The 18,485-nt window shown below is 52.7% G+C and carries 20 protein-coding genes; 14 read left to right on the top strand and 6 right to left on the bottom strand.

The features are described from left to right. The first annotated feature begins 1 nt into the window (after position 1). Both aaeA and aaeB read left to right on the top strand, forming a co-directional pair. Complete coding sequence (gene aaeA / locus HV127_RS04080) at positions 2–934, top strand: p-hydroxybenzoic acid efflux pump subunit AaeA (protein ID WP_182235084.1); 933 nt, start codon at positions 2–4, stop codon at positions 932–934. A gap of 5 nt (positions 935–939) precedes the next feature. Beyond that, positions 940–2,907 carry a p-hydroxybenzoic acid efflux pump subunit AaeB gene (gene aaeB / locus HV127_RS04075; RefSeq protein WP_182235083.1) on the top strand — a complete coding sequence of 656 codons (1,968 nt, stop codon included), beginning with the start codon at positions 940–942 and terminating at the stop codon, positions 2,905–2,907. A 148-nt stretch (positions 2,908–3,055) separates the two neighbouring features. Here the strand turns inward: aaeB and yhcN-B are convergent, their stop codons facing one another. The 3 genes from yhcN-B to argR form a co-directional block, all read right to left on the bottom strand. Further along, entirely contained in the window at positions 3,056–3,322 is a 267-nt protein-coding gene (yhcN-B, locus tag HV127_RS04070; protein WP_049114908.1) for a DUF1471 family stress response protein YhcN-B, read from the bottom strand. A 105-nt stretch (positions 3,323–3,427) separates the two neighbouring features. Beyond that, entirely contained in the window at positions 3,428–3,691 is a 264-nt protein-coding gene (gene yhcN / locus HV127_RS04065; protein ID WP_110272820.1) for a peroxide/acid stress response protein YhcN, read from the bottom strand. Between the two features lie 354 nt (positions 3,692–4,045). After that, entirely contained in the window at positions 4,046–4,516 is a 471-nt protein-coding gene (gene argR / locus HV127_RS04060; RefSeq protein ID WP_110272821.1) for a transcriptional regulator ArgR, read from the bottom strand. 413 nt (positions 4,517–4,929) lie between these two features. Between argR and mdh the strand changes: the two genes are divergently transcribed. Further along, entirely contained in the window at positions 4,930–5,868 is a 939-nt protein-coding gene (mdh, locus tag HV127_RS04055) for a malate dehydrogenase (RefSeq protein WP_110272822.1), read from the top strand. A gap of 81 nt (positions 5,869–5,949) precedes the next feature. Here mdh and degS read toward each other — a convergent pair whose 3' ends face one another. From degS to zapG, 3 genes are all read right to left on the bottom strand, one after another. Continuing rightward, positions 5,950–7,011: an outer membrane-stress sensor serine endopeptidase DegS gene (degS, locus tag HV127_RS04050; protein ID WP_142512728.1), complete on the bottom strand. Its 1,062-nt coding sequence runs from the start codon at positions 7,009–7,011 to the stop codon at positions 5,950–5,952. Positions 7,012–7,097: 86 nt separating this feature from the next. Then, entirely contained in the window at positions 7,098–8,465 is a 1,368-nt protein-coding gene (degQ, locus tag HV127_RS04045) for a serine endoprotease DegQ (RefSeq protein ID WP_182235082.1), read from the bottom strand. A gap of 172 nt (positions 8,466–8,637) precedes the next feature. Next, positions 8,638–9,036 carry a Z-ring associated protein ZapG gene (zapG, locus tag HV127_RS04040; protein WP_110272824.1) on the bottom strand — a complete coding sequence of 133 codons (399 nt, stop codon included), beginning with the start codon at positions 9,034–9,036 and terminating at the stop codon, positions 8,638–8,640. Positions 9,037–9,226: 190 nt separating this feature from the next. Between zapG and zapE the strand changes: the two genes are divergently transcribed. The 11 genes from zapE to nanQ all read left to right on the top strand — a co-directional run bounded on the left by zapE (position 9,227) and on the right by nanQ (position 18,454). Then, positions 9,227–10,360: a cell division protein ZapE gene (zapE, locus tag HV127_RS04035; RefSeq protein WP_182235081.1), complete on the top strand. Its 1,134-nt coding sequence runs from the start codon at positions 9,227–9,229 to the stop codon at positions 10,358–10,360. A gap of 218 nt (positions 10,361–10,578) precedes the next feature. Beyond that, positions 10,579–11,007, top strand: coding sequence for a 50S ribosomal protein L13 (rplM, locus tag HV127_RS04030; protein ID WP_004106200.1), 429 nt, complete (start codon positions 10,579–10,581; stop codon positions 11,005–11,007). A 15-nt stretch (positions 11,008–11,022) separates the two neighbouring features. Continuing rightward, on the top strand, positions 11,023–11,415 hold the full coding sequence (gene rpsI, locus HV127_RS04025) for a 30S ribosomal protein S9 (protein WP_110272826.1): 393 nt from the start codon (positions 11,023–11,025) through the stop codon (positions 11,413–11,415). Positions 11,416–11,727: 312 nt separating this feature from the next. Then, positions 11,728–12,366, top strand: a complete 639-nt coding sequence (gene sspA, locus HV127_RS04020; protein WP_110272827.1) for a stringent starvation protein SspA — start codon at positions 11,728–11,730, stop codon at positions 12,364–12,366. A gap of 3 nt (positions 12,367–12,369) precedes the next feature. Continuing rightward, positions 12,370–12,867, top strand: a complete 498-nt coding sequence (gene sspB, locus HV127_RS04015) for a ClpXP protease specificity-enhancing factor (protein WP_110272828.1) — start codon at positions 12,370–12,372, stop codon at positions 12,865–12,867. Positions 12,868–12,960: 93 nt separating this feature from the next. Then, positions 12,961–13,752: a transcriptional regulator NanR gene (gene nanR / locus HV127_RS04010; RefSeq protein WP_182235080.1), complete on the top strand. Its 792-nt coding sequence runs from the start codon at positions 12,961–12,963 to the stop codon at positions 13,750–13,752. A 136-nt stretch (positions 13,753–13,888) separates the two neighbouring features. Further along, on the top strand, positions 13,889–14,782 hold the full coding sequence (gene nanA, locus HV127_RS04005; RefSeq protein ID WP_182235079.1) for an N-acetylneuraminate lyase: 894 nt from the start codon (positions 13,889–13,891) through the stop codon (positions 14,780–14,782). A gap of 110 nt (positions 14,783–14,892) precedes the next feature. Next, the gene (locus HV127_RS04000; protein WP_182235078.1) at positions 14,893–16,380 is read left to right on the top strand and encodes an MFS transporter; all 1,488 of its coding nucleotides are present in this window, start codon (positions 14,893–14,895) and stop codon (positions 16,378–16,380) included. Between the two features lie 49 nt (positions 16,381–16,429). Further along, positions 16,430–17,119, top strand: coding sequence for an N-acetylmannosamine-6-phosphate 2-epimerase (locus tag HV127_RS03995; RefSeq protein ID WP_182235077.1), 690 nt, complete (start codon positions 16,430–16,432; stop codon positions 17,117–17,119). Next, positions 17,116–18,000, top strand: a complete 885-nt coding sequence (locus tag HV127_RS03990; protein WP_182235076.1) for an N-acetylmannosamine kinase — start codon at positions 17,116–17,118, stop codon at positions 17,998–18,000. Before HV127_RS03995 ends, HV127_RS03990 begins: the two co-directional genes overlap by 4 nt. Next, the gene (gene nanQ / locus HV127_RS03985) at positions 17,987–18,454 is read left to right on the top strand and encodes an N-acetylneuraminate anomerase (RefSeq protein WP_182235075.1); all 468 of its coding nucleotides are present in this window, start codon (positions 17,987–17,989) and stop codon (positions 18,452–18,454) included. The genes HV127_RS03990 and nanQ overlap by 14 nt, the downstream gene beginning before the upstream one ends. The last annotated feature ends 31 nt before the right edge of the window (positions 18,455–18,485 follow it).

The following is an 18,485-nucleotide window of genomic DNA, read 5'->3' as shown; positions in this document are numbered from 1 at the left end:
TGTGAAAACACTAACAAGAAATATCCTCCGTACCGCAATCACTGTGATACTGGTTATCCTCGCATTTATCGCGATTTTTCGCGCATGGGTGTATTACACCGCCTCGCCCTGGACGCGCGATGCGCGATTTAGTGCGGATATCGTGGCCATCGCCCCGGATGTCTCAGGGCTGATTTCGCAGGTGGATATTAAGGATAACCAACTGGTTAAGAAAGACCAGGTTTTGTTCGTTATTGACCAACCTCGTTACCAGAAAGCATTAGCCGAAGCTGAAGCCGATGTCTCCTATTACCAGACTTTGGCGCAGGAGAAGCGCGTTGAGGCTGGCCGTCGTAACCGCCTTGGCGTGCAGGCGATGTCTCGCGAAGAGATAGACCAGGCGAATAACGTCCTGCAAACCGTTGAGCATCAGCTGGCGAAAGCGACGGCGAACCGCGATCTGGCGAAGCTCGATCTGGATCGCACGGTGATCCGTGCCCCGGCAGACGGCTGGGTGACTAACCTGAACGTCTATAGCGGTGAGTTTATTACCCGGGGTTCTACCGCGGTGGCCCTGGTGAAACAGAACTCTTTCTATGTCATGGCTTATCTTGAAGAGACCAAACTTGAGGGTGTGCGTCCAGGCTATCGTGCTGAAATCACGCCGCTGGGAAGCGGGCACACGATTAAAGGTACCGTGGACAGCATTGCTGCCGGAGTGACTAACGCCAGCAGCAGCAGCGATGCAAAAGGGATGGCCTCTATCGATTCCAATCTTGAATGGGTACGCCTGGCGCAACGTGTGCCGGTACGTATTCATCTTGATCAGCAGCAGGGGAACCTCTGGCCTGCGGGAACCACCGCGACGGTTGTCATTACAGGCAAAGAAGATCGCGATACCAGCCAGGTAAACTTCTTCCAAAAACTGGCTATGCGCCTGCGTGAGTTCGGTTAATCGTCATGGGGATCTTTAGCATTGAACTCCGGCACCTCCGCTTTGCCGTAAAATTAGCATCTGCGGTAGTGCTGGCGCTATTCGTCGGTTTTCATTTCCAACTGGAAACGCCGCGTTGGGCGGTGCTCACTGCGGCTATTGTCGCCGCTGGCCCGGCTTTTGCTGCCGGGGGAGAACCCTATTCTGGTGCGATTCGCTATCGCGGGATGCTGCGTATTGTCGGCACCTTTATTGGTTGTATCGCCGCGCTGGCGATCATCATTGTGATGATTCGTGCGCCGCTGCTGATGGTGTTGGTCTGCTGCTTATGGGCAGGGTTCTGCACCTGGATCTCCTCACTGGTGCGGGTTGAGAACTCCTATGCCTGGGGGCTGGCAGGCTATACTGCGCTTATCATTGTTATCACTATCCACGAAGAGCCGATGCTGGCACCGCAGTTTGCCGTCGAACGATGCAGTGAGATTGTTGTTGGTATCGTCAGCGCTATCGTAGCCGACCTGCTGTTTTCACCGCGTTCGATTAAAAAAGAGATCGATCTTGAGCTGGATAATCTGCTGATTGATCAATATCGCCTGATGCAGCTTTGCGTGGCGCATGGCGATAAAGAAGAAGTCGATAAAGCCTGGAGCGCGATGGTACGCCGTACTAACGCGCTGGAAGGTATGCGCGGGAACCTGATTATGGAGTCCTCGCGCTGGGCAAAAGTGAATCAGCGCCTGAAGGCGATCAATACTCTTTCTCTGACCCTGATTACCCAGGCCTGCGAAACCTACCTGATTCAGAATACGCGCCCTGAAATGGTTACCGATGACTATCGTGAACTGTTTGCTGAACCAGTTGAAACCGTGCAGGACGTTCATCGGCAACTAAAACGGATGCGCCGCTTTCTGACCTGGAAGGGGGAGCATAATACCCCGGTGACGATTTACAGTTGGGTGGGAGCCGCGACGCGCTATCTGTTATTGAAGCGCGGAGTGGTCAGCAATACCAAAATCAGCCGCATTGAAAATGAAGTTCTTCAGGGCGAAGTGGTGGTTAAGGCTGAATCTGCCGAGCGCCATCATGCGATGGTTAACTTCTGGCGTACATCTATCTCCTGTATTCTCGGGACGCTGTTCTGGCTGTGGACTGGCTGGACTTCAGGTAGTGGGGCGATGGTCATGATTGCGGTGGTCACCGCGCTGGCGATGCGTTTGCCTAATCCCCGGATGGTGGCTATCGATTTCCTCTACGGCACGTTGGCAGCTTTACCGCTGGGTGCGCTGTTTTTCCTCGTGATTATGCCCGCGACGCAGCAAAGCATGTTGCTGCTGTGTATTAGCCTTGCCGTGATGGCGTTCTTTATCGGCATTGAGGTGCAAAAGCGGCGTCTGGGCTCGCTGGGGGCGCTGGCCAGTACAATCAATATTCTGGTGCTCGATAACCCGATGAAGTTTGAGTTTAGCCAGTTCCTTGATAGCGCTTTAGGGCAGATCGTGGGGTGTTTCCTCGCGCTGATGGTGATCTTGCTGGTCCGCGATAATTCACAGGCACGTACCGGACGCGTGCTATTAAACCAGTTTGTATCGGCAGCGGTTTCGTCGCTGACGACCAATACGGCGCGACGCAAGGAGAACCATCTGCCGGCGCTGTATCGCCAACTTTTTTTACTGCTGAATAAGTTCCCTGGCGATATCGCGCGTTTTCGTCTGGCGCTGACCTTGATTATTGCCCATCAACGTCTGCGTGATGCACCTGTACCGATAAACGACGACCTGTCTGCGTTTCATCGGCAGCTACGGCGTACAGCCGATCGCGTTATTTCTGCCGGTAGCGATGATAAACGTCGATATTATTTCGCCAGACTGTTAGATGAACTCAATATCTATCAGGAAAAGCTACAGCACTGGGAAGCATCACCGCAGGTGACGGAACCCGTGCGCAGGCTGGTGGAGATGCTGCATAAATACCAGCATGTACTGATCAATAGCTAAACGCCACCCGGCGATAAGCAGCGTAGACGCTTTAGCATTTGATGAAGCGGAAGAAGGGCTGGAAGGGAACTCGCGTTTTAACGCACGGCAGAGACAAAAAAAAGCCCCCAACAGGCGGGGGCAAGTCGTCAGATGAGACGACGAGGGTTTATTTGTACAGCTCAGCAGTAGCATGCCAGCTGTCACCAGTACGAGCTTCAATAATACGGTAGCTGCTGGCGCCTTCTTTCTCGGCTTTAGCCGCCAGCTCCTGACGCATATCCATTGGGGCGCTACCTACTTGAGAAACGGAAACGGTACCCATAGATTGCAGATTTTGTGCCTGCTCAGCGTTAACTTGATTGACGGCAGCGTTAGCGCCAAAAGAGAGTACGGAAGCCAGGCCCAGGGATGCGATGATAATTGCGCTTTTCATAATCTTTACTCCAATCATATTGTTTGCAGCGGCGGGAGGTTTCAATGCACTCAGGCCGCTGAGGGATATTCTGTATTTCAGCTAATGACCGACAATTGTTAAATCTTATTTATAAAGTTCTGCAGTTGCATGCCAGTGGTCACCAGTACGCGCTTCAATGATGCGATAGGAGGAAGCGCCTTCTTCTTGAGCTTTCTTATTCAGCATTTCGTGCATATCCATCGGGGAAGCACTTACCGCGCCGACGGAAATGGTGCCGATTGCCTGACGGCCTTGAGCTTGCTCGCTGTTAATAGAATCAGCGGCAAAAGCGCCGAAAGACAGAACGGAAAGCATACTCAATGCGGCTACAGCGGTTTTGATTTTCATGATGTTGACCTCGTCGAATCTTTTTATTGGGGGTCTTTGTTTCGTGACCCTCATCACAAAATCAAGTATACACTAATCACTGAAAATATTAATACCGTGCTAATTGTTGTTCTTGTAAATAATTACAAAGAAATGTCTTCTTTATAACGTATAAGAATTAGAAATGTCAGCCTTTGGTCATGACTAACTTTTATAGTTAATAAAATCATATGGATATGATGATTTGATCTTTTGTGCGCTTCAGGGGGATTGATTAGGTAAAGGAATGTATAGAAGTGGAAAAACACACTAAATGTTAAAAAAATGCTGATTTTTTGAGAGGAAACCCTCTGGAGTTAACCAGAGGGAGGAAGCTTAGAGTTCTTGTTCAAACAGGACGAGAATGGCGTCATGCAAATCTTTAACGCTAAAACCTCTGGCTGGGGTCGTAAAAATAGTATCGTCACCTGCAATGCTGCCAAGAATACCTTCAGCCTTGCCTAATGAGTCCAGCAGTCTGGCAATCAGCTGTGCTGCGCCAGGGCTGGTATGGATGACGACAACCGAATCGTTATAGTCGATATCCAGCACCAGATTTTTCAGCGGGCTGGAGGTTGTCGGGACGCCAAGCTCGGCAGGCAGGCAGTACACCATCTCCATTTTGGCGTTACGTGTACGCACTGCGCCAAATTTCGTGAGCATACGCGAGACTTTCGATTGATTGATATTATCGAAGCCTTCCTCTTGTAGCGCCTGTACGATTTCACCTTGAGAGCTGAATTTTTCTTCTTTAAGCAGCGCTTTAAACGCTTTAACCAGTTCTTCTTGTTTCGCCGAACTTCGCATAAGTCACCCAATTATGGTGGTAAAAACAACATCATTATGCATAACCATGCATTTTTATGCAAATAATCCGCAGGGGAGAAGCGTAAATAATGTTATGAAGGGGGCATATTTTAGCAAATAACCCTAATAAGGAACATGCCTGTGTCACGGCATGCAAATTGCTACAAAAGTAAATGAAATGTTATTAAATGATGTTGTTCTGCCCAATGCGCTGGGTGTATTGTAACCAACAGTCGATCCGGTACTACGCTTTGCTGGATGGTCAGTCTCAGGGAGGAAAATGCGAAGCTGTTGCATCGCTGCGCACGACCACGCATTCTTCAGCCATAATTATTGTAATTGTTCATCTTGTGAATTAAGGTCCAGGCGACGGAGTAACGAAAGACTATTTTAACCATAATAAGGAGTTTAGGATGAAAGTTGCAGTCCTCGGCGCCGCTGGTGGAATTGGCCAGGCGCTTGCCCTACTACTTAAGACCCAACTGCCTTCAGGTTCAGAACTCTCGTTGTACGACATTGCTCCGGTAACCCCGGGCGTGGCGGTTGATCTTAGCCATATCCCTACCGATGTAAAAATCAAAGGTTTTTCCGGTGAAGACGCAACCCCGGCACTGGAAGGTGCTGATGTGGTGCTGATATCCGCAGGTGTCGCGCGTAAGCCCGGCATGGATCGCTCCGATTTATTTAACGTTAACGCCGGGATTGTGAAAAATCTGGTGCAACAGATCGCCAAAACCTGCCCGCAAGCCTGCGTTGGGATTATTACCAACCCGGTGAATACGACGGTGGCGATTGCGGCCGAGGTGCTGAAAAAAGCTGGCGTTTACGATAAGAACAAGCTGTTTGGCGTCACGACGCTGGATATTATCCGTTCAAATACGTTTGTCGCTGAACTGAAAGACAAATCTTCATCAGACGTTGAAGTGCCGGTTATTGGCGGCCACTCGGGCGTGACCATTCTTCCTTTATTGTCACAAATTCCTGGCGTGAGCTTTAGCGAACAGGAAGTGGCTGATTTGACTAAGCGCATTCAAAATGCCGGGACCGAAGTTGTTGAAGCAAAAGCCGGTGGCGGTTCAGCGACGCTGTCGATGGGCCAGGCAGCAGCGCGATTCGGCCTCTCTTTGGTTCGCGCAATGCAAGGTGAGAAAGGGGTTGTCGAATGCGCTTATGTTGAAGGCGATGGTCAATATGCCCGCTTCTTCTCACAGCCGCTGCTGTTGGGTAAAAATGGTGTAGAAGAGCGCCGGTCGATTGGCAAACTCAGCGCGTTTGAGCAACAGGCTCTGGAAGGGATGCTGGATACGCTGAAGAAAGATATCGCCCTCGGTGAGGATTTTGTGAATAAATAACATTTCACGAAAAGATACGCCGGAACCTCTGTTCCGGCTTTTTTGTCTATAGAAAACAAGGCTTGCCATTTGGGGAGCCTGTTAATTGGTCGCCGGATATTCCTGTACGGCGATATGCAGGGTGATTTTCTTATCGTCACGCATAATCACCACTGGAATTTCCGAACCCGGTCGGATCTCCGCCACCTGATCCATCGTTTCCAGAGCTGACACTGCAGGTTTATCGTTAACCGAAATAATCACGTCGTTGGCGCGGATCCCGGCCTGGGCGGCTGGGCCTTCCGGCGCAACATCATTCACCACGATCCCCTGAAGCTGATCGATACCGCCTCCGCCCTGAGCATGTAAAGGCGCAATTTCGCGACCGCTGATGCCAATGTAGCCGCGAATGACGCGACCATCGCGGATTAGCTTATCCATGATCTTAGTTGCCAATTGGAAAGGAATAGCAAAACCGATCCCTTCAGGCGTTTCGCCATCGTTACTTTTATCAAATGACAGGGTGTTGATACCCATAAGTTCGCCCAGGGAGTTCACCAGAGCGCCACCGGAGTTACCGTGGTTGATTGAAGCATCGGTTTGCAGGAAGTTCTGGCGTCCGGTCGGGTTCAGGCCGATACGACCGGTGGCACTGATAATCCCCTGGGTAATGGTTTGCCCGAGGTTATAAGGGTTACCAATCGCCAGCACCACGTCACCGATATGCGGCACGCGTTTTGGGTTAATCGGGATGACCGGCAGGCCGCTACTGGCGTTGATTTTTAATACCGCCAGATCGGTGAGGGTATCTGAGCCAACCAGCAGCGCTTCAAAAACCCGACCATCCTGCAACGCGACGATTATCTGATCCGCATCGTTGATAACGTGTTTATTCGTCAGAATGTAGCCACGTTGATCCATTATCACGCCGGAACCAAGAGTCAGCTGATTTTGGCTGGTGTTGTTAAGGGCGCGGTTATACACGTTCACCACTGCAGGTGCGGCACGGCGCACAGCAGGATTATAGCTGGCGGGGGATTCATCCGCGCTATCGTATTGCGTGGTCGGCGAAAGCTGCCATTGGCGCAGCGAAGGCATAATGGCCAGCAGCAGACCCCCGACGATCAGGCCGATGAGTATCGAACGTAAAAGCTTTCCAGACATGATGCCGATATCGTTGATGGATGGACAGGCGAAGCATAACACGACTTGTCCGGACATCGCACTGCGCGCGATGTCCGGAAAGAGGCTTAGCGCAGTAGCAGATAGATACTTTCGTTGCCGCGAATGACGTTCAGCGCAATAACCGCCGGTTTGCTTTCCAGAACTTTCCGCAGTTCAGCGATGGAGTGTACTCGCTCGCGGTTGAGGCCGATAATAATGTCGTCTTTATGCAGACCCGCTTGCGCGGCAGGGCTTCCTTTATCCACGTTATCAATGGCGACGCCTTTGGTCCCATCTTTCATCTGCCCATCGCTTAACGACGCTCCCTGCAAGGCAGGAATGATAAGTTCAGCGCTGGCGGTAGAAGAGGTGCTCTTATCCAGCGTGACCTCGACCTCGACGGGCTTACCATCGCGCAGTAACCCTAGCTTCACTTTGGTCCCCGGTTCGGTGGTGGCAATACGCGAACGGAGTTCGGCAAAGCTGTTAAGCGATTTGCCATTCAAGCTAACGATAACGTCGCCAGATTTGACCCCAGCTTTAGCGGACCCCGAGTTCGGTAGAACCTCGCTGATGAAGGCACCGCGTTGAACATCAAGATTCATCGCTTTGGCGATATCCGCGCTCATTTCCATGCCTTTAATGCCCAGCAGGCCGCGTTTGATTTCGCCAAACTGAATAAGCTGCTGAGCGAGGGTTTGTGCCATATTGCTGGGGATGGCGAAACCAATACCGACGCTGCCGCCGCCTGGTGCCAGAATAGCGGTATTAATACCAATCAACTCGCCGTTCAGGTTCAGCAGCGCGCCGCCGGAGTTGCCGCGGTTGATGGACGCGTCGGTCTGGATAAAGTTTTCCAGCCCTTCCAGGTTCAGGCCGCTGCGGCCCAGGGCTGAAATAATCCCGGAAGTGGCAGTCTGCCCAAGGCCGAAGGGGTTACCGACGGCGACGGCGAAATCACCCACCCGAAGTTTATCGGAATCGGCGATAGCGATTTGCGTCAGATTGCTGGGCTTTTGTAATTGCAGCAGGGCGATGTCGCTTTGCTCATCGCTACCGATCAGTTTGGCATCGAACTCACGGCCATCGTTGAGCTGGACGCTAATTTTCTGCGCCTGGTTGATGACGTGATTATTGGTCAACACATAGCCTTTCGCTGCATCGATGATGACGCCAGAACCCAGACCTTCAAACGGCTGCGCCTGTTCTTGTGGGGCATTGTCGCCAAAATACTTCTTCAGCTCTTCCGGCATATTCTGTGCCGGAGAAGCTGTACCCTCAACCTGTACGCTCACCACCGCCGGCAACACTTTTTCCAACATCGGGGCAAGGCTTGGCAATGCGCCCTGGCCCGGTACCTGTGTTGGTAATGACGCTGCAGCCGGGGGTAAGGCGGACAACGACAACCCAATGCTTAACGCTAACGCACTCAACAGCAAAGTCTGTTTCTTCATTAGATGCTGGCTCTCGTAACCTGAGGTGTATGGGAAACGTCCCGAATGGCCTGATGTTATTGAATTTTCGACCAGGTAACAATGTGGTCAATGTTTAAATTGTAGCCGGGATGAGAGATAGAGACGGGCGCTGAGGGGGCGCCCGGACAATATTTTTACTGCCGCTGGAGGATTAGTCGCGCTTTGCGCCACCGCGCAGCAGGCCGGATGCGCCTTCAGAGTAGTCGCGCGGCATCTGTACCGGAGCCTGATCGTTACCGGCTTCCGACTCTTCCAGACGATTACGGAACGGATTGGCGTCCGCCATGCTCGCTGGCAGCAGGTTGCTGGAGCTTTTCGCCATATGCTGATACAGCTGGCGGTAGTCATGTGCCATGTTATCGAGTAGCTCAGCGCTGTGAGCAAAATGGCTTACCAGCTCTTCGCGGTACTCTTCCAGCTCTGCTTTATTCTTTTCCAGTTCGAATTGCAGCGCCTGTTGTTGGCGTAATTTGCGGTTGCCAAAACGCATTGCCACGGCACCAATGATAATACCGACGACTAGCCCAATTAGCGCATATTCCCAGGTCATGAACATCTCCCGTTGTTTTGTGGTTCCGTAGGGTGGCTGTTAGGCTCTCCGCCTGCGCCCGATAGTGCCACTATAACCGCTAATCCCACAGAAGTGGAATCCTGGCGTATCATCGCGTAGTGTAGAACGGCCTTTTTTTCGTCAATCGTGAGCTACAGCATTACGGTTTTCAAGGAATAACAATAAGATCATGCAAAGCCTGTCGCCAACATCGCGTTACCTTTCCGCTCTCAAAGAGGGCAGTCATCAGCCCGACGACGTTCAGCAAGAGGCGGTTAGCCGCCTTGATACCATTTACCATGAATTGCAGAATAAGCCGTCTGTCGCGCCGCAAAACAATGGCGGTCTGCGGGCAAAATTCGGCAAGCTGTTGGGCAAGCGCGAGCCGGTTGCCGAAACGGTGGCTGTGCGCGGCCTCTATATGTGGGGGGGCGTAGGAAGGGGGAAAACCTGGTTGATGGATATGTTCTATCAAAGCCTGCCAGGTGAACGTAAACAACGTCTGCATTTTCATCGCTTTATGCTGCGTGTTCATGAAGAATTAACCCATCTGCAAGGGCACAGCGACCCGCTGGAGATCGTTGCCGACCGTTTTAAGGCCGAAACTGACGTGCTCTGTTTCGATGAGTTTTTTGTTTCTGATATTACCGATGCGATGCTGCTGGGCGGCTTGATGAAAGCGCTGTTCGCTCGCGGCATTACCCTGGTAGCCACGTCGAACATCCCTCCTGACGAGCTGTACCGTAACGGCCTCCAGCGCGCCCGTTTCCTGCCCGCTATTGACGCTATTAAACAGCATTGTGATGTAATGAACGTTGATGCTGGTATTGATTACCGTTTGCGCACGCTGACCCAGGCGCACCTGTGGCTGTCGCCGCTCAATACTGAGACTCAGCAACAAATGGATAAACTTTGGCAGGCTCTGGCGGGCGCGAAGCGCGAGCAGACGCCAACGCTGGAGATAAACCATCGTCCGTTGTCGACATTAGGGGTAGAAAATCAGACCCTGGCGACTTCGTTTACGACGCTGTGCGTGGATGCGCGCAGCCAGCATGATTATATTGCGCTCTCGCGACTGTTTCATACCGTGATGCTGTTTGATGTGCCGGTGATGACGTCGCTGATGGAAAGCGAGGCGCGGCGGTTTATCGCGTTGGTGGATGAGTTCTATGAACGTCACGTTAAACTGGTGGTCAGCGCAGCGGTGCCCCTGTATGACATTTATCAGGGCGAACGGTTGAAATTCGAGTTTCAACGCTGTCTATCCCGCCTGCAGGAGATGCAGAGCGAGGAGTATTTGAAGCGAGAGCATTTACCGGGGTAAAACCGGGTACAAATCACATAAAGGGGTCGATCTTTGACCCCGACTTCTCTATAATCTTGCGACCCCACGTTACGAGAAGGTTTTTTTCCCAAAACTTTCTATGTGCCGGCATAGGCTATTCGAAGGGGTAGGTTTGCTGGACAATGTCGTGTGAACCTCAACTGACAAAACGTTTGGGTGTTCACCAACGTGTAACTTATTATTTGGGTAAGCTTTTAATGAAAACTTTTACAGCTAAACCAGAAACCGTAAAACGCGACTGGTATGTTGTTGACGCGACCGGTAAAACTCTGGGCCGTCTGGCTTCCGAACTGGCTCTGCGCCTGCGCGGCAAGCATAAAGCGGAATACACTCCGCACGTAGATACCGGTGATTACATCATCGTTCTGAACGCAGAAAAAGTTGCTGTAACCGGCAACAAGCGTGAAGACAAAATGTATTATCACCACACCGGTCACATCGGTGGTATCAAAGAAGCGACCTTTGAAGAGATGATTGCCCGCCGTCCTGAGCGCGTGATTGAAATCGCGGTTAAAGGCATGCTGCCAAAAGGCCCGCTGGGTCGTGCTATGTACCGTAAACTGAAAGTTTACGCGGGTAACGAGCACAACCACGCGGCACAGCAACCGCAAGTTCTTGACATCTAATCGGGATTATAGGCAATGGCTGAAAATCAATACTACGGCACTGGTCGCCGCAAAAGTTCCGCAGCTCGCGTTTTCATCAAACCGGGCAACGGCAAAATCGTTATCAATCAGCGTTCTCTGGAACAGTACTTCGGTCGTGAAACTGCCCGCATGGTAGTTCGTCAGCCGCTGGAACTGGTCGACATGATTGGTAAACTGGATCTGTACATCACCGTTAAAGGTGGTGGTATTTCCGGTCAAGCTGGCGCTATCCGTCACGGTATCACCCGTGCACTGATGGAATATGATGAGTCACTGCGTGGCGAACTGCGTAAAGCTGGTTTCGTTACTCGTGATGCTCGTGAGGTTGAACGTAAGAAAGTCGGTCTGCGTAAAGCACGCCGTCGTCCGCAGTTCTCCAAGCGTTAATTGTTTTCTGCTCACGCAGAACAATTTGCGAAAAAACCCGCTCCGGCGGGTTTTTTTATGGATAAATCTGTCATTATCCATACGGATCTGCCCTGTTCTTGCCACTTTTTCAGCATTTCCAGAATACCCTCACCACAACGCCTTCAAAATCTGGTAAACTATCATCCAATTTTCTGCCCAAATGCAGGTGATTGTTCATTTTTTGTTTAGATGATAAATGGAAATGATGTCACGCTAATGGGGTTTTTACATCTGGCTGACCATGCGTGGTCGGCAGCAGTACAATAATTCTGAATATACCTGGAGGTTTTCATGGCTGTCGCTGCCAACAAACGTTCGGTAATGACGCTGTTTTCTGGTCCTACTGACATCTATAGCCATCAGGTCCGCATTGTGCTGGCCGAGAAAGGTGTTAGTTTTGAGATAGAACACGTGGAGAAGGATAACCCACCTCAGGATCTGATTGACCTCAACCCGAATCAAAGCGTACCAACGCTTGTGGATCGTGAGCTCACTCTGTGGGAATCTCGCATCATTATGGAATACCTGGATGAGCGTTTCCCGCATCCGCCGTTAATGCCGGTATATCCGGTAGCTCGTGGGGAAAGCCGTCTGTACATGCAACGTATCGAAAAAGACTGGTATTCGCTGATGAATACCATCCAGACCGGTACTGCTGCGCAGGCTGATAATGCACGTAAGCAACTGCGTGAAGAATTGCAGGCGATTGCGCCAGTTTTCACCCAGAAGCCGTACTTTCTGAGCGATGAGTTCAGCCTGGTCGATTGCTATCTGGCACCGCTGCTATGGCGTTTGCCTGTTCTCGGTGTGGAACTGACCGGAACTGGCGCGAAAGAGCTCAAGGGCTATATGACTCGCGTATTTGAACGTGATTCCTTCCTCGCTTCTTTAACTGAAGCCGAGCGTGAAATGCGCCTGGGTCGAGGCTAATCAATGGATGTATCACAGCTGACGCCGCGTCGCCCGTATCTGTTACGGGCGTTCTATGAGTGGCTGCTGGATAACCAGCTGACTCCGCACCTGGTCGTCGATGTGACGCTGCCGGGCGTACTTGTTCCAATGGAGTATGCTCGCGACGGACAAATCGTTCTTAACATTGCCCCGCGTGCTGTAGGTAATCTGGAACTGGCTAACGACGAAGTGCGTTTCAACGCACGTTTCGGCGGTGTGCCGCGCAATGTCTCTGTACCGATGGCTGCTGTGCTGGCTGTGTATGCTCGTGAAAATGGTGCGGGCACCATGTTTGAACCTGAAGCGGCCTACGATGAAGACGTCACCAGCCTGAATGATGACGAAGAATTGCCAGGCAACGACAGCGAAACGGTCATGTCGGTGATTGATGGCGATAAGCCAGATAATCATGATGACGATCCCGATGATACGCCAACTCCGCCACGCGGTGGGCGCCCTGCGCTACGCGTCGTGAAGTAATCTCTATCAGGCCCTTCGGGGCCTGTTTTCTGATCTCTGCAAAATTCTTGTGTTAAGATGGAACAGCCGTCACGTGCTGTCACAAATCACACAATGGTCCCTATGAGCGCATTTGATCCACAAGCCGAAGATACTCCATCCTCCATTGGCAACAGTTTGGGCCGTCGTCCTTTGGCGCGCAAAAAACTGTCCGAAATGGTGGAAGAAGAGCTGGAGCAGATGATCCGCCGACGGGAGTTTGCCGAAGGTGAACAACTGCCGTCAGAGCGTGAATTGATGACGTTTTTTAACGTCGGACGCCCCTCGGTACGTGAAGCTCTGGCGGCGCTGAAGCGTAAGGGATTGGTGCAGATTAGCAACGGCGAGCGGGCCCGCGTGTCCCGACCTTCAGCGGACACCATCATTGGCGAGCTTTCCGGCATGGCGAAAGACTTTTTGTCTCACCCCGGCGGTATCGCGCATTTTGAACAGCTACGCCTGTTTTTTGAATCCAGCCTGGTTCGCTATGCGGCAGAACATGCCAGTGACGAGCAGATCGAAAAGCTGATGCAGGCGCTGAAGATCAACAGCCAGTCGCTTGATGACAATGCGCTGTTTATCCGATCTGACGTCGAGTTTCACCGTGTGCTGGCGGAAATCCCGGGTAATCCGATCTTTATGGCTATTCACGTGGCATTGCTGGATTGGCTAATCGCCGCCCGGCCTACGGTGCCAGAACGTGAGTTGCATGAACATAATAGCGTGAGCTATCAACAACACATTGTTATTGTTGATGCTATTCGCCGTCGCGATCCTGATGAAGCCGATCGCGCCCTCCAGACCCACCTCAATAGCGTCTCCGCCACCTGGCACGCCCTCGGCCAGAAAAAACAGACGCGTAAGTAACCCTCTCGATCCTCAGGATCGTTTAGTGAAGTAGATCGCATTATAAGCGTTATCTATTACGCTGCTGCTTAATCGATCTGGTATAACAGGTATAAAGGTACATAGTTAATCACTCTAATATCACTATGAGGTTTATATGGCGGTCAATATACGTGGAGTCATGGCGGCACTGCTTACGCCGTTCGATGGTCAGCAAAAACTGGATAAAGAGAGTCTGCGTCGGCTGGTTCGTTTCAATCTGAGCCAGGGGATCGACGGGCTTTACGTGGGAGGCTCCACTGGCGAGGCCTTTGTGCAGAGCGGCGCTGAGCGGCAGGAAGTACTGGAGATTGTGGCGGAAGAGGCGAAGGGGAAAATGACGCTGATCGCCCATGTCGGCTGCGTGAGTACTCTTGAAAGCCAACAATTGGCGCAGGCCGCGGCAAGCTATGGATACGATGCCGTTTCTGCGGTGACGCCATTCTATTATCCGTTTAGCTTTGAAGAACATTGTGCGCATTATCAGGCCATTATTGAGTCGGCTGATGGATTGCCGATGGTGGTGTACAACATCCCGGCCCTAAGCGGCGTTAAGCTGACGCTCGATCAGATCAATACTCTGGTGACCTTGCCGGGCGTCGGCGCGCTGAAGCAGACCTCCGGCGATCTTTACCAGATGGAGCAAATCCGTCGGGCTCATCCGGACCTGGTGTTGTACAACGGCTATGACGAGATCTTCGCTTCTGGCCTGCTGGCAGGTGCCGATGGTGGAATTGGCAGCACCTACAACATCATGGGGTGGCGTTATCAGGGGATCGTTCAGGCGCTGAAAGCAGGTGATGTTGCCAAAGCGCAACACTTGCAGTGCGAATGTAACAAGGTTATCGATCTGCTGATTAAAACCGGGGTATTCCGTGGTCTGAAAACCGTGCTGCACTATATGGATGTTGTCGCTGAGCCGCTGTGCCGTAAGCCGTTCGCTCCGGTTGACGAACAATTCCTGCCGGAGCTGAAAACGCTGGCTCAGCAGTTGTTGGCAGAGAAGGCGTAACCACAAGTTGCCGGGGGGTTACGCTTGCCCGGCCTACATATTTCGACCGTAGGCCGGGTAAGGCGAAGCCGCCACCCGGCACAACAACAAAAAATTATCGGGAGAGTAAAATGAGTACTTCTACCCAGAACATCCCGTGGTATCGCCATCTCAGTCGCCCTCAGTGGCGGGCTTTTTCAGCCGCATGGTTGGGATATTTGCTTGATGGTTTTGATTTTGTCTTGATTGCCCTGGTACTTACCGAGGTCCAGGGGGATTTTGGTCTGACAACGGTTCAGGCGGCCAGCCTGATCTCAGCCGCTTTTATCTCTCGCTGGTTTGGCGGCCTGATGCTCGGCGCAATGGGTGACCGCTATGGTCGACGCCTGGCGATGGTCACCAGCATTATTCTTTTTTCACTTGGTACCTTGGCTTGCGGTTTTGCGCCAGGTTACACCACCATGTTTATCGCCCGTCTGGTTATCGGCATGGGAATGGCAGGTGAGTATGGCTCAAGCGCGACTTATGTTATTGAAAGCTGGCCGAAGCATTTACGCAACAAAGCCAGCGGTTTTCTGATCTCCGGATTCTCCGTCGGGGCCGTTATTGCCGCGCAGGTTTACAGCCTGGTGGTGCCCGTCTGGGGTTGGCGCGCACTGTTCTTCATTGGCATTGTGCCGATCGTCTTCGCTCTCTGGTTACGCAAAAATATTCCGGAAGCCGAGGACTGGAAAGAGAAGCATGAGGGCAAAGAACCGGTGCAAACGATGGTCGATCTGCTTTATCGCGGTAAGCATCGGGTTATTAATATTCTGATGACCGTTGTCGCAGCTACCGCACTGTGGTTTTGCTTTGCAGGCGATTTGCAAAATGCCGGTATCGTGCTGTTACTGGGCGTGATGTGCGCGGTTATTTTTATCAGCTTTATGGTCCAGAGCAGCGGTAAGCGCTGGCCCACTGGCGTGACGCTGATGGTCGTCGTGCTTTTCGCTTTCCTTTATTCGTGGCCTATCCAGGCGCTGCTACCCACTTATCTGAAAACCGAATTGGCTTATGACCATACCACGGTAGCGAATATTCTGTTTTTCAGCGGTTTTGGCGCAGCGGTAGGGTGCTGCGTGGGCGGTTTTCTTGGCGACTGGCTGGGAACCCGCAAGGCTTACGTTTGCAGCTTGCTGGCTTCACAGTTGTTGATTATTCCGGTCTTTGCTATCGGCGGCACAAACATCTGGGTCCTTGGCCTGCTACTGTTTTTCCAGCAGATGTTAGGACAGGGGATCTCGGGGATCTTACCGAAACTGATTGGCGGCTACTTCGATACCGATCAACGCGCGGCGGGGCTTGGGTTTACCTATAACGTGGGGGCGCTGGGCGGGGCGATTGCGCCGGTTCTTGGTGCCTTAATTGCCCAGCGTCTGGATCTGGGTACCGCACTGGGATCGCTCTCTTTCGGTCTGACGTTCGTGGTGATCCTGTTGATTGGTCTGGATATGCCATCCCGCGTACAGCGTTGGATCCGCCCGGAAGCTGTACGGATCCATGATGCGATTGATGGAAAACCGTTCAGCGGCGCGGTGCCGTTGGGTAGCAGTAAAAGCGGATTAATTAAAACCAGATAACAAGCGCCCGGCAGCGGTGCCGGGCGAAAACATTCATCAGGGAGCTATTATGTCTTTGCTGGAAGAATTGGATTTACGCATCAGCACTAACGGCGGGCTTATTGTTTCCTGCCAGCCGGTGCCCGGCAGCCCTTTGGACAACCCTTCGATCGTTGCTGCGATGGCGCTGGCGGCGGAGCAGGCGGGCGCAGTAGCGTTGCGCATTGAAGGAGTTGAGAATCTGCGCGCCACCCGAGCGCTGGTTACGGTGCCGATTATTGGCATTATTAAACGCGATCTGGATGATTCGCCGGTGCGGATCACGCCTTATCTGGAAGATATCGATGCGCTGGCGCAGGCCGGGGCCGATATCATCGCCATTGATGGAACTGACCGTGAACGCCCGGTTCCGGTAGCAGCGCTGCTGGCGCGCATTCATCAGCACAAGCTATTGGCGATGACCGATTGTTCCTCTCTGGAGGATGGTCTGGCCTGTCAGGCGCTTGGCGCGGAGATTATTGGTACCACGCTTTCAGGCTATACCACGTCGCGCACGCCAGATGAGCCCGACCTGGCGCTGGTGAAAGCGCTGACGAAGGCGGGTTGTCGGGTGAATGCGGAAGGTCGCTATAACACCCCCACTCAGGCGGCAGAAGCTATGCGTCACGGGGCGTGGGCGGTAACCGTTGGTTCAGCGATTACCCGGCTAGAGCATATTTGCCAGTGGTATAACTCGGCGTTAAAAGAGGCGCAGCCATGACCACGCTGGCGATAGATATTGGCGGTACCAAGCTTGCCGCCGCGTTGGTCGATAAGGATCTTACTATTCGTGAACGGCGGGAAATCCCGACCCCGGCGAGCCAGCGGCCTGCCGGGCTTGCCTTAGCGGTAGAGGAGCTGATTGCTCCGCTGTTGGCGCAGGCCGAGCGATTTGCGATTGCTTCTACCGGCATTATTCAGGACGGCATTTTAACCGCACTCAACCCAGCTAACCTTGGCGGTCTGGCGCATTTTCCCTTAATCGATTGTTTGTCTGAACTCAGCGGACTGCCTGGTATCGCCCTGAACGATGCCCAGGCCGCGGCGTGGGCAGAATATCGTGCGTTAACGGAGAACGTGAGCGATATGGTTTTTCTGACGGTTTCGACGGGCGTTGGCGGCGGCATGGTCACTAACGGCAGGCTGCTGACCGGAAGCGGGGGATTAGCCGGACATTGTGGACATACGCTGGCTGACCCAAATGGGCCGCGCTGTGGCTGTGGTCGAGTGGGTTGCGTGGAAGCCATTGCCGCCGGGAGGGCGATTGCCGATGCGGCTGGCGGTGAACTCACCGGGCTGGATGCGAAATCTATTTTTGCTCTCGCGGAACAACATCATCTGCAGGCGCGTTCACTGGTTCAGCGCTCGGCGCAAACGCTGGCGCGGTTGATTGCCGATCTTAAAGCGCTGACCGACTGTCAGTGCGTGGTGGTTGGCGGCAGCATCGGCCTGGCGAATGGATACTTGCCGCTGGTGCGTGAATATCTGGCGCAGGAACCAACGATTTATCACGTTCCGCTACGCGAAGCACGCTATCGGCATGATGCCGGACTACTGGGCGCGGCGCTGTGGGGCTGGGAGAGAAACCATGATTTTCGGTGATATCAATAATCCGTCGCAGGCTGGAATATCGGCCATGTTGCAGCAAGCAATAACCCTCGCGCAGGCGCACGACTTGCAAAGTATTGCTCCCGGAAGCTACGAGCTGCAGGGGGACGATATCTTTATGAACGTGATGCAATTTGCGTCAGGTTTACCCGAAGAGAAGCAGGCCGAACTGCATGTGCAGTTTATCGATATCCAGATTTTACTGGCGGGCGAGGAGCGTATTTTTTATGGCGTGGCCGGCTGTGCGCGGCAGGGCGAGGAGATGCACGTTGAGGAGGATTATCAGCTGTGCGGTGAAATGGCGGGCGAGCAGTCCGTCACTTTGAGGCCCGGCATGTTCGCGGTCTTTATGCCGGGGGAGCCGCATAAACCAGGCTGCGCGGTAACAGAGCCAGCCGATATTAAAAAAGTGGTGATTAAGGTTCGTGCTGATTTGCCCGGCCTATAAAAATCCTGCCGGAGCACTGTCTCCGGCAGGG

It is taken from the genome of Klebsiella sp. RHBSTW-00215, from assembly GCF_014103785.1.
Lineage (GTDB): Bacteria > Pseudomonadota > Gammaproteobacteria > Enterobacterales > Enterobacteriaceae > Klebsiella.
Note: the sequence above shows the minus strand (reverse complement) of the source record. Positions and strands in the feature narration are given on the sequence as shown.

Bases quoted from the DNA above. Each gene is read 5' to 3' on its own strand.
- aaeB (WP_182235083.1), top strand. From the start codon at position 940: ATGGGGATCTTTAGCATTGAACTCCGGCACCTCCGCTTTGCCGTAAAA.
- yhcN-B (WP_049114908.1), bottom strand. From the start codon at position 3,322: ATGAAAAGCGCAATTATCATCGCATCCCTGGGCCTGGCTTCCGTACTC.
- yhcN (WP_110272820.1), bottom strand. From the start codon at position 3,691: ATGAAAATCAAAACCGCTGTAGCCGCATTGAGTATGCTTTCCGTTCTG.
- argR (WP_110272821.1), bottom strand. From the start codon at position 4,516: ATGCGAAGTTCGGCGAAACAAGAAGAACTGGTTAAAGCGTTTAAAGCG.
- mdh (WP_110272822.1), top strand. From the start codon at position 4,930: ATGAAAGTTGCAGTCCTCGGCGCCGCTGGTGGAATTGGCCAGGCGCTT.
- degS (WP_142512728.1), bottom strand. From the start codon at position 7,011: ATGTCTGGAAAGCTTTTACGTTCGATACTCATCGGCCTGATCGTCGGG.
- degQ (WP_182235082.1), bottom strand. From the start codon at position 8,465: ATGAAGAAACAGACTTTGCTGTTGAGTGCGTTAGCGTTAAGCATTGGG.
- zapG (WP_110272824.1), bottom strand. From the start codon at position 9,036: ATGACCTGGGAATATGCGCTAATTGGGCTAGTCGTCGGTATTATCATT.
- zapE (WP_182235081.1), top strand. From the start codon at position 9,227: ATGCAAAGCCTGTCGCCAACATCGCGTTACCTTTCCGCTCTCAAAGAG.
- rplM (WP_004106200.1), top strand. From the start codon at position 10,579: ATGAAAACTTTTACAGCTAAACCAGAAACCGTAAAACGCGACTGGTAT.
- rpsI (WP_110272826.1), top strand. From the start codon at position 11,023: ATGGCTGAAAATCAATACTACGGCACTGGTCGCCGCAAAAGTTCCGCA.
- sspA (WP_110272827.1), top strand. From the start codon at position 11,728: ATGGCTGTCGCTGCCAACAAACGTTCGGTAATGACGCTGTTTTCTGGT.
- sspB (WP_110272828.1), top strand. From the start codon at position 12,370: ATGGATGTATCACAGCTGACGCCGCGTCGCCCGTATCTGTTACGGGCG.
- nanR (WP_182235080.1), top strand. From the start codon at position 12,961: ATGGTCCCTATGAGCGCATTTGATCCACAAGCCGAAGATACTCCATCC.
- nanA (WP_182235079.1), top strand. From the start codon at position 13,889: ATGGCGGTCAATATACGTGGAGTCATGGCGGCACTGCTTACGCCGTTC.
- HV127_RS04000 (WP_182235078.1), top strand. From the start codon at position 14,893: ATGAGTACTTCTACCCAGAACATCCCGTGGTATCGCCATCTCAGTCGC.
- HV127_RS03995 (WP_182235077.1), top strand. From the start codon at position 16,430: ATGTCTTTGCTGGAAGAATTGGATTTACGCATCAGCACTAACGGCGGG.
- HV127_RS03990 (WP_182235076.1), top strand. From the start codon at position 17,116: ATGACCACGCTGGCGATAGATATTGGCGGTACCAAGCTTGCCGCCGCG.
- nanQ (WP_182235075.1), top strand. From the start codon at position 17,987: ATGATTTTCGGTGATATCAATAATCCGTCGCAGGCTGGAATATCGGCC.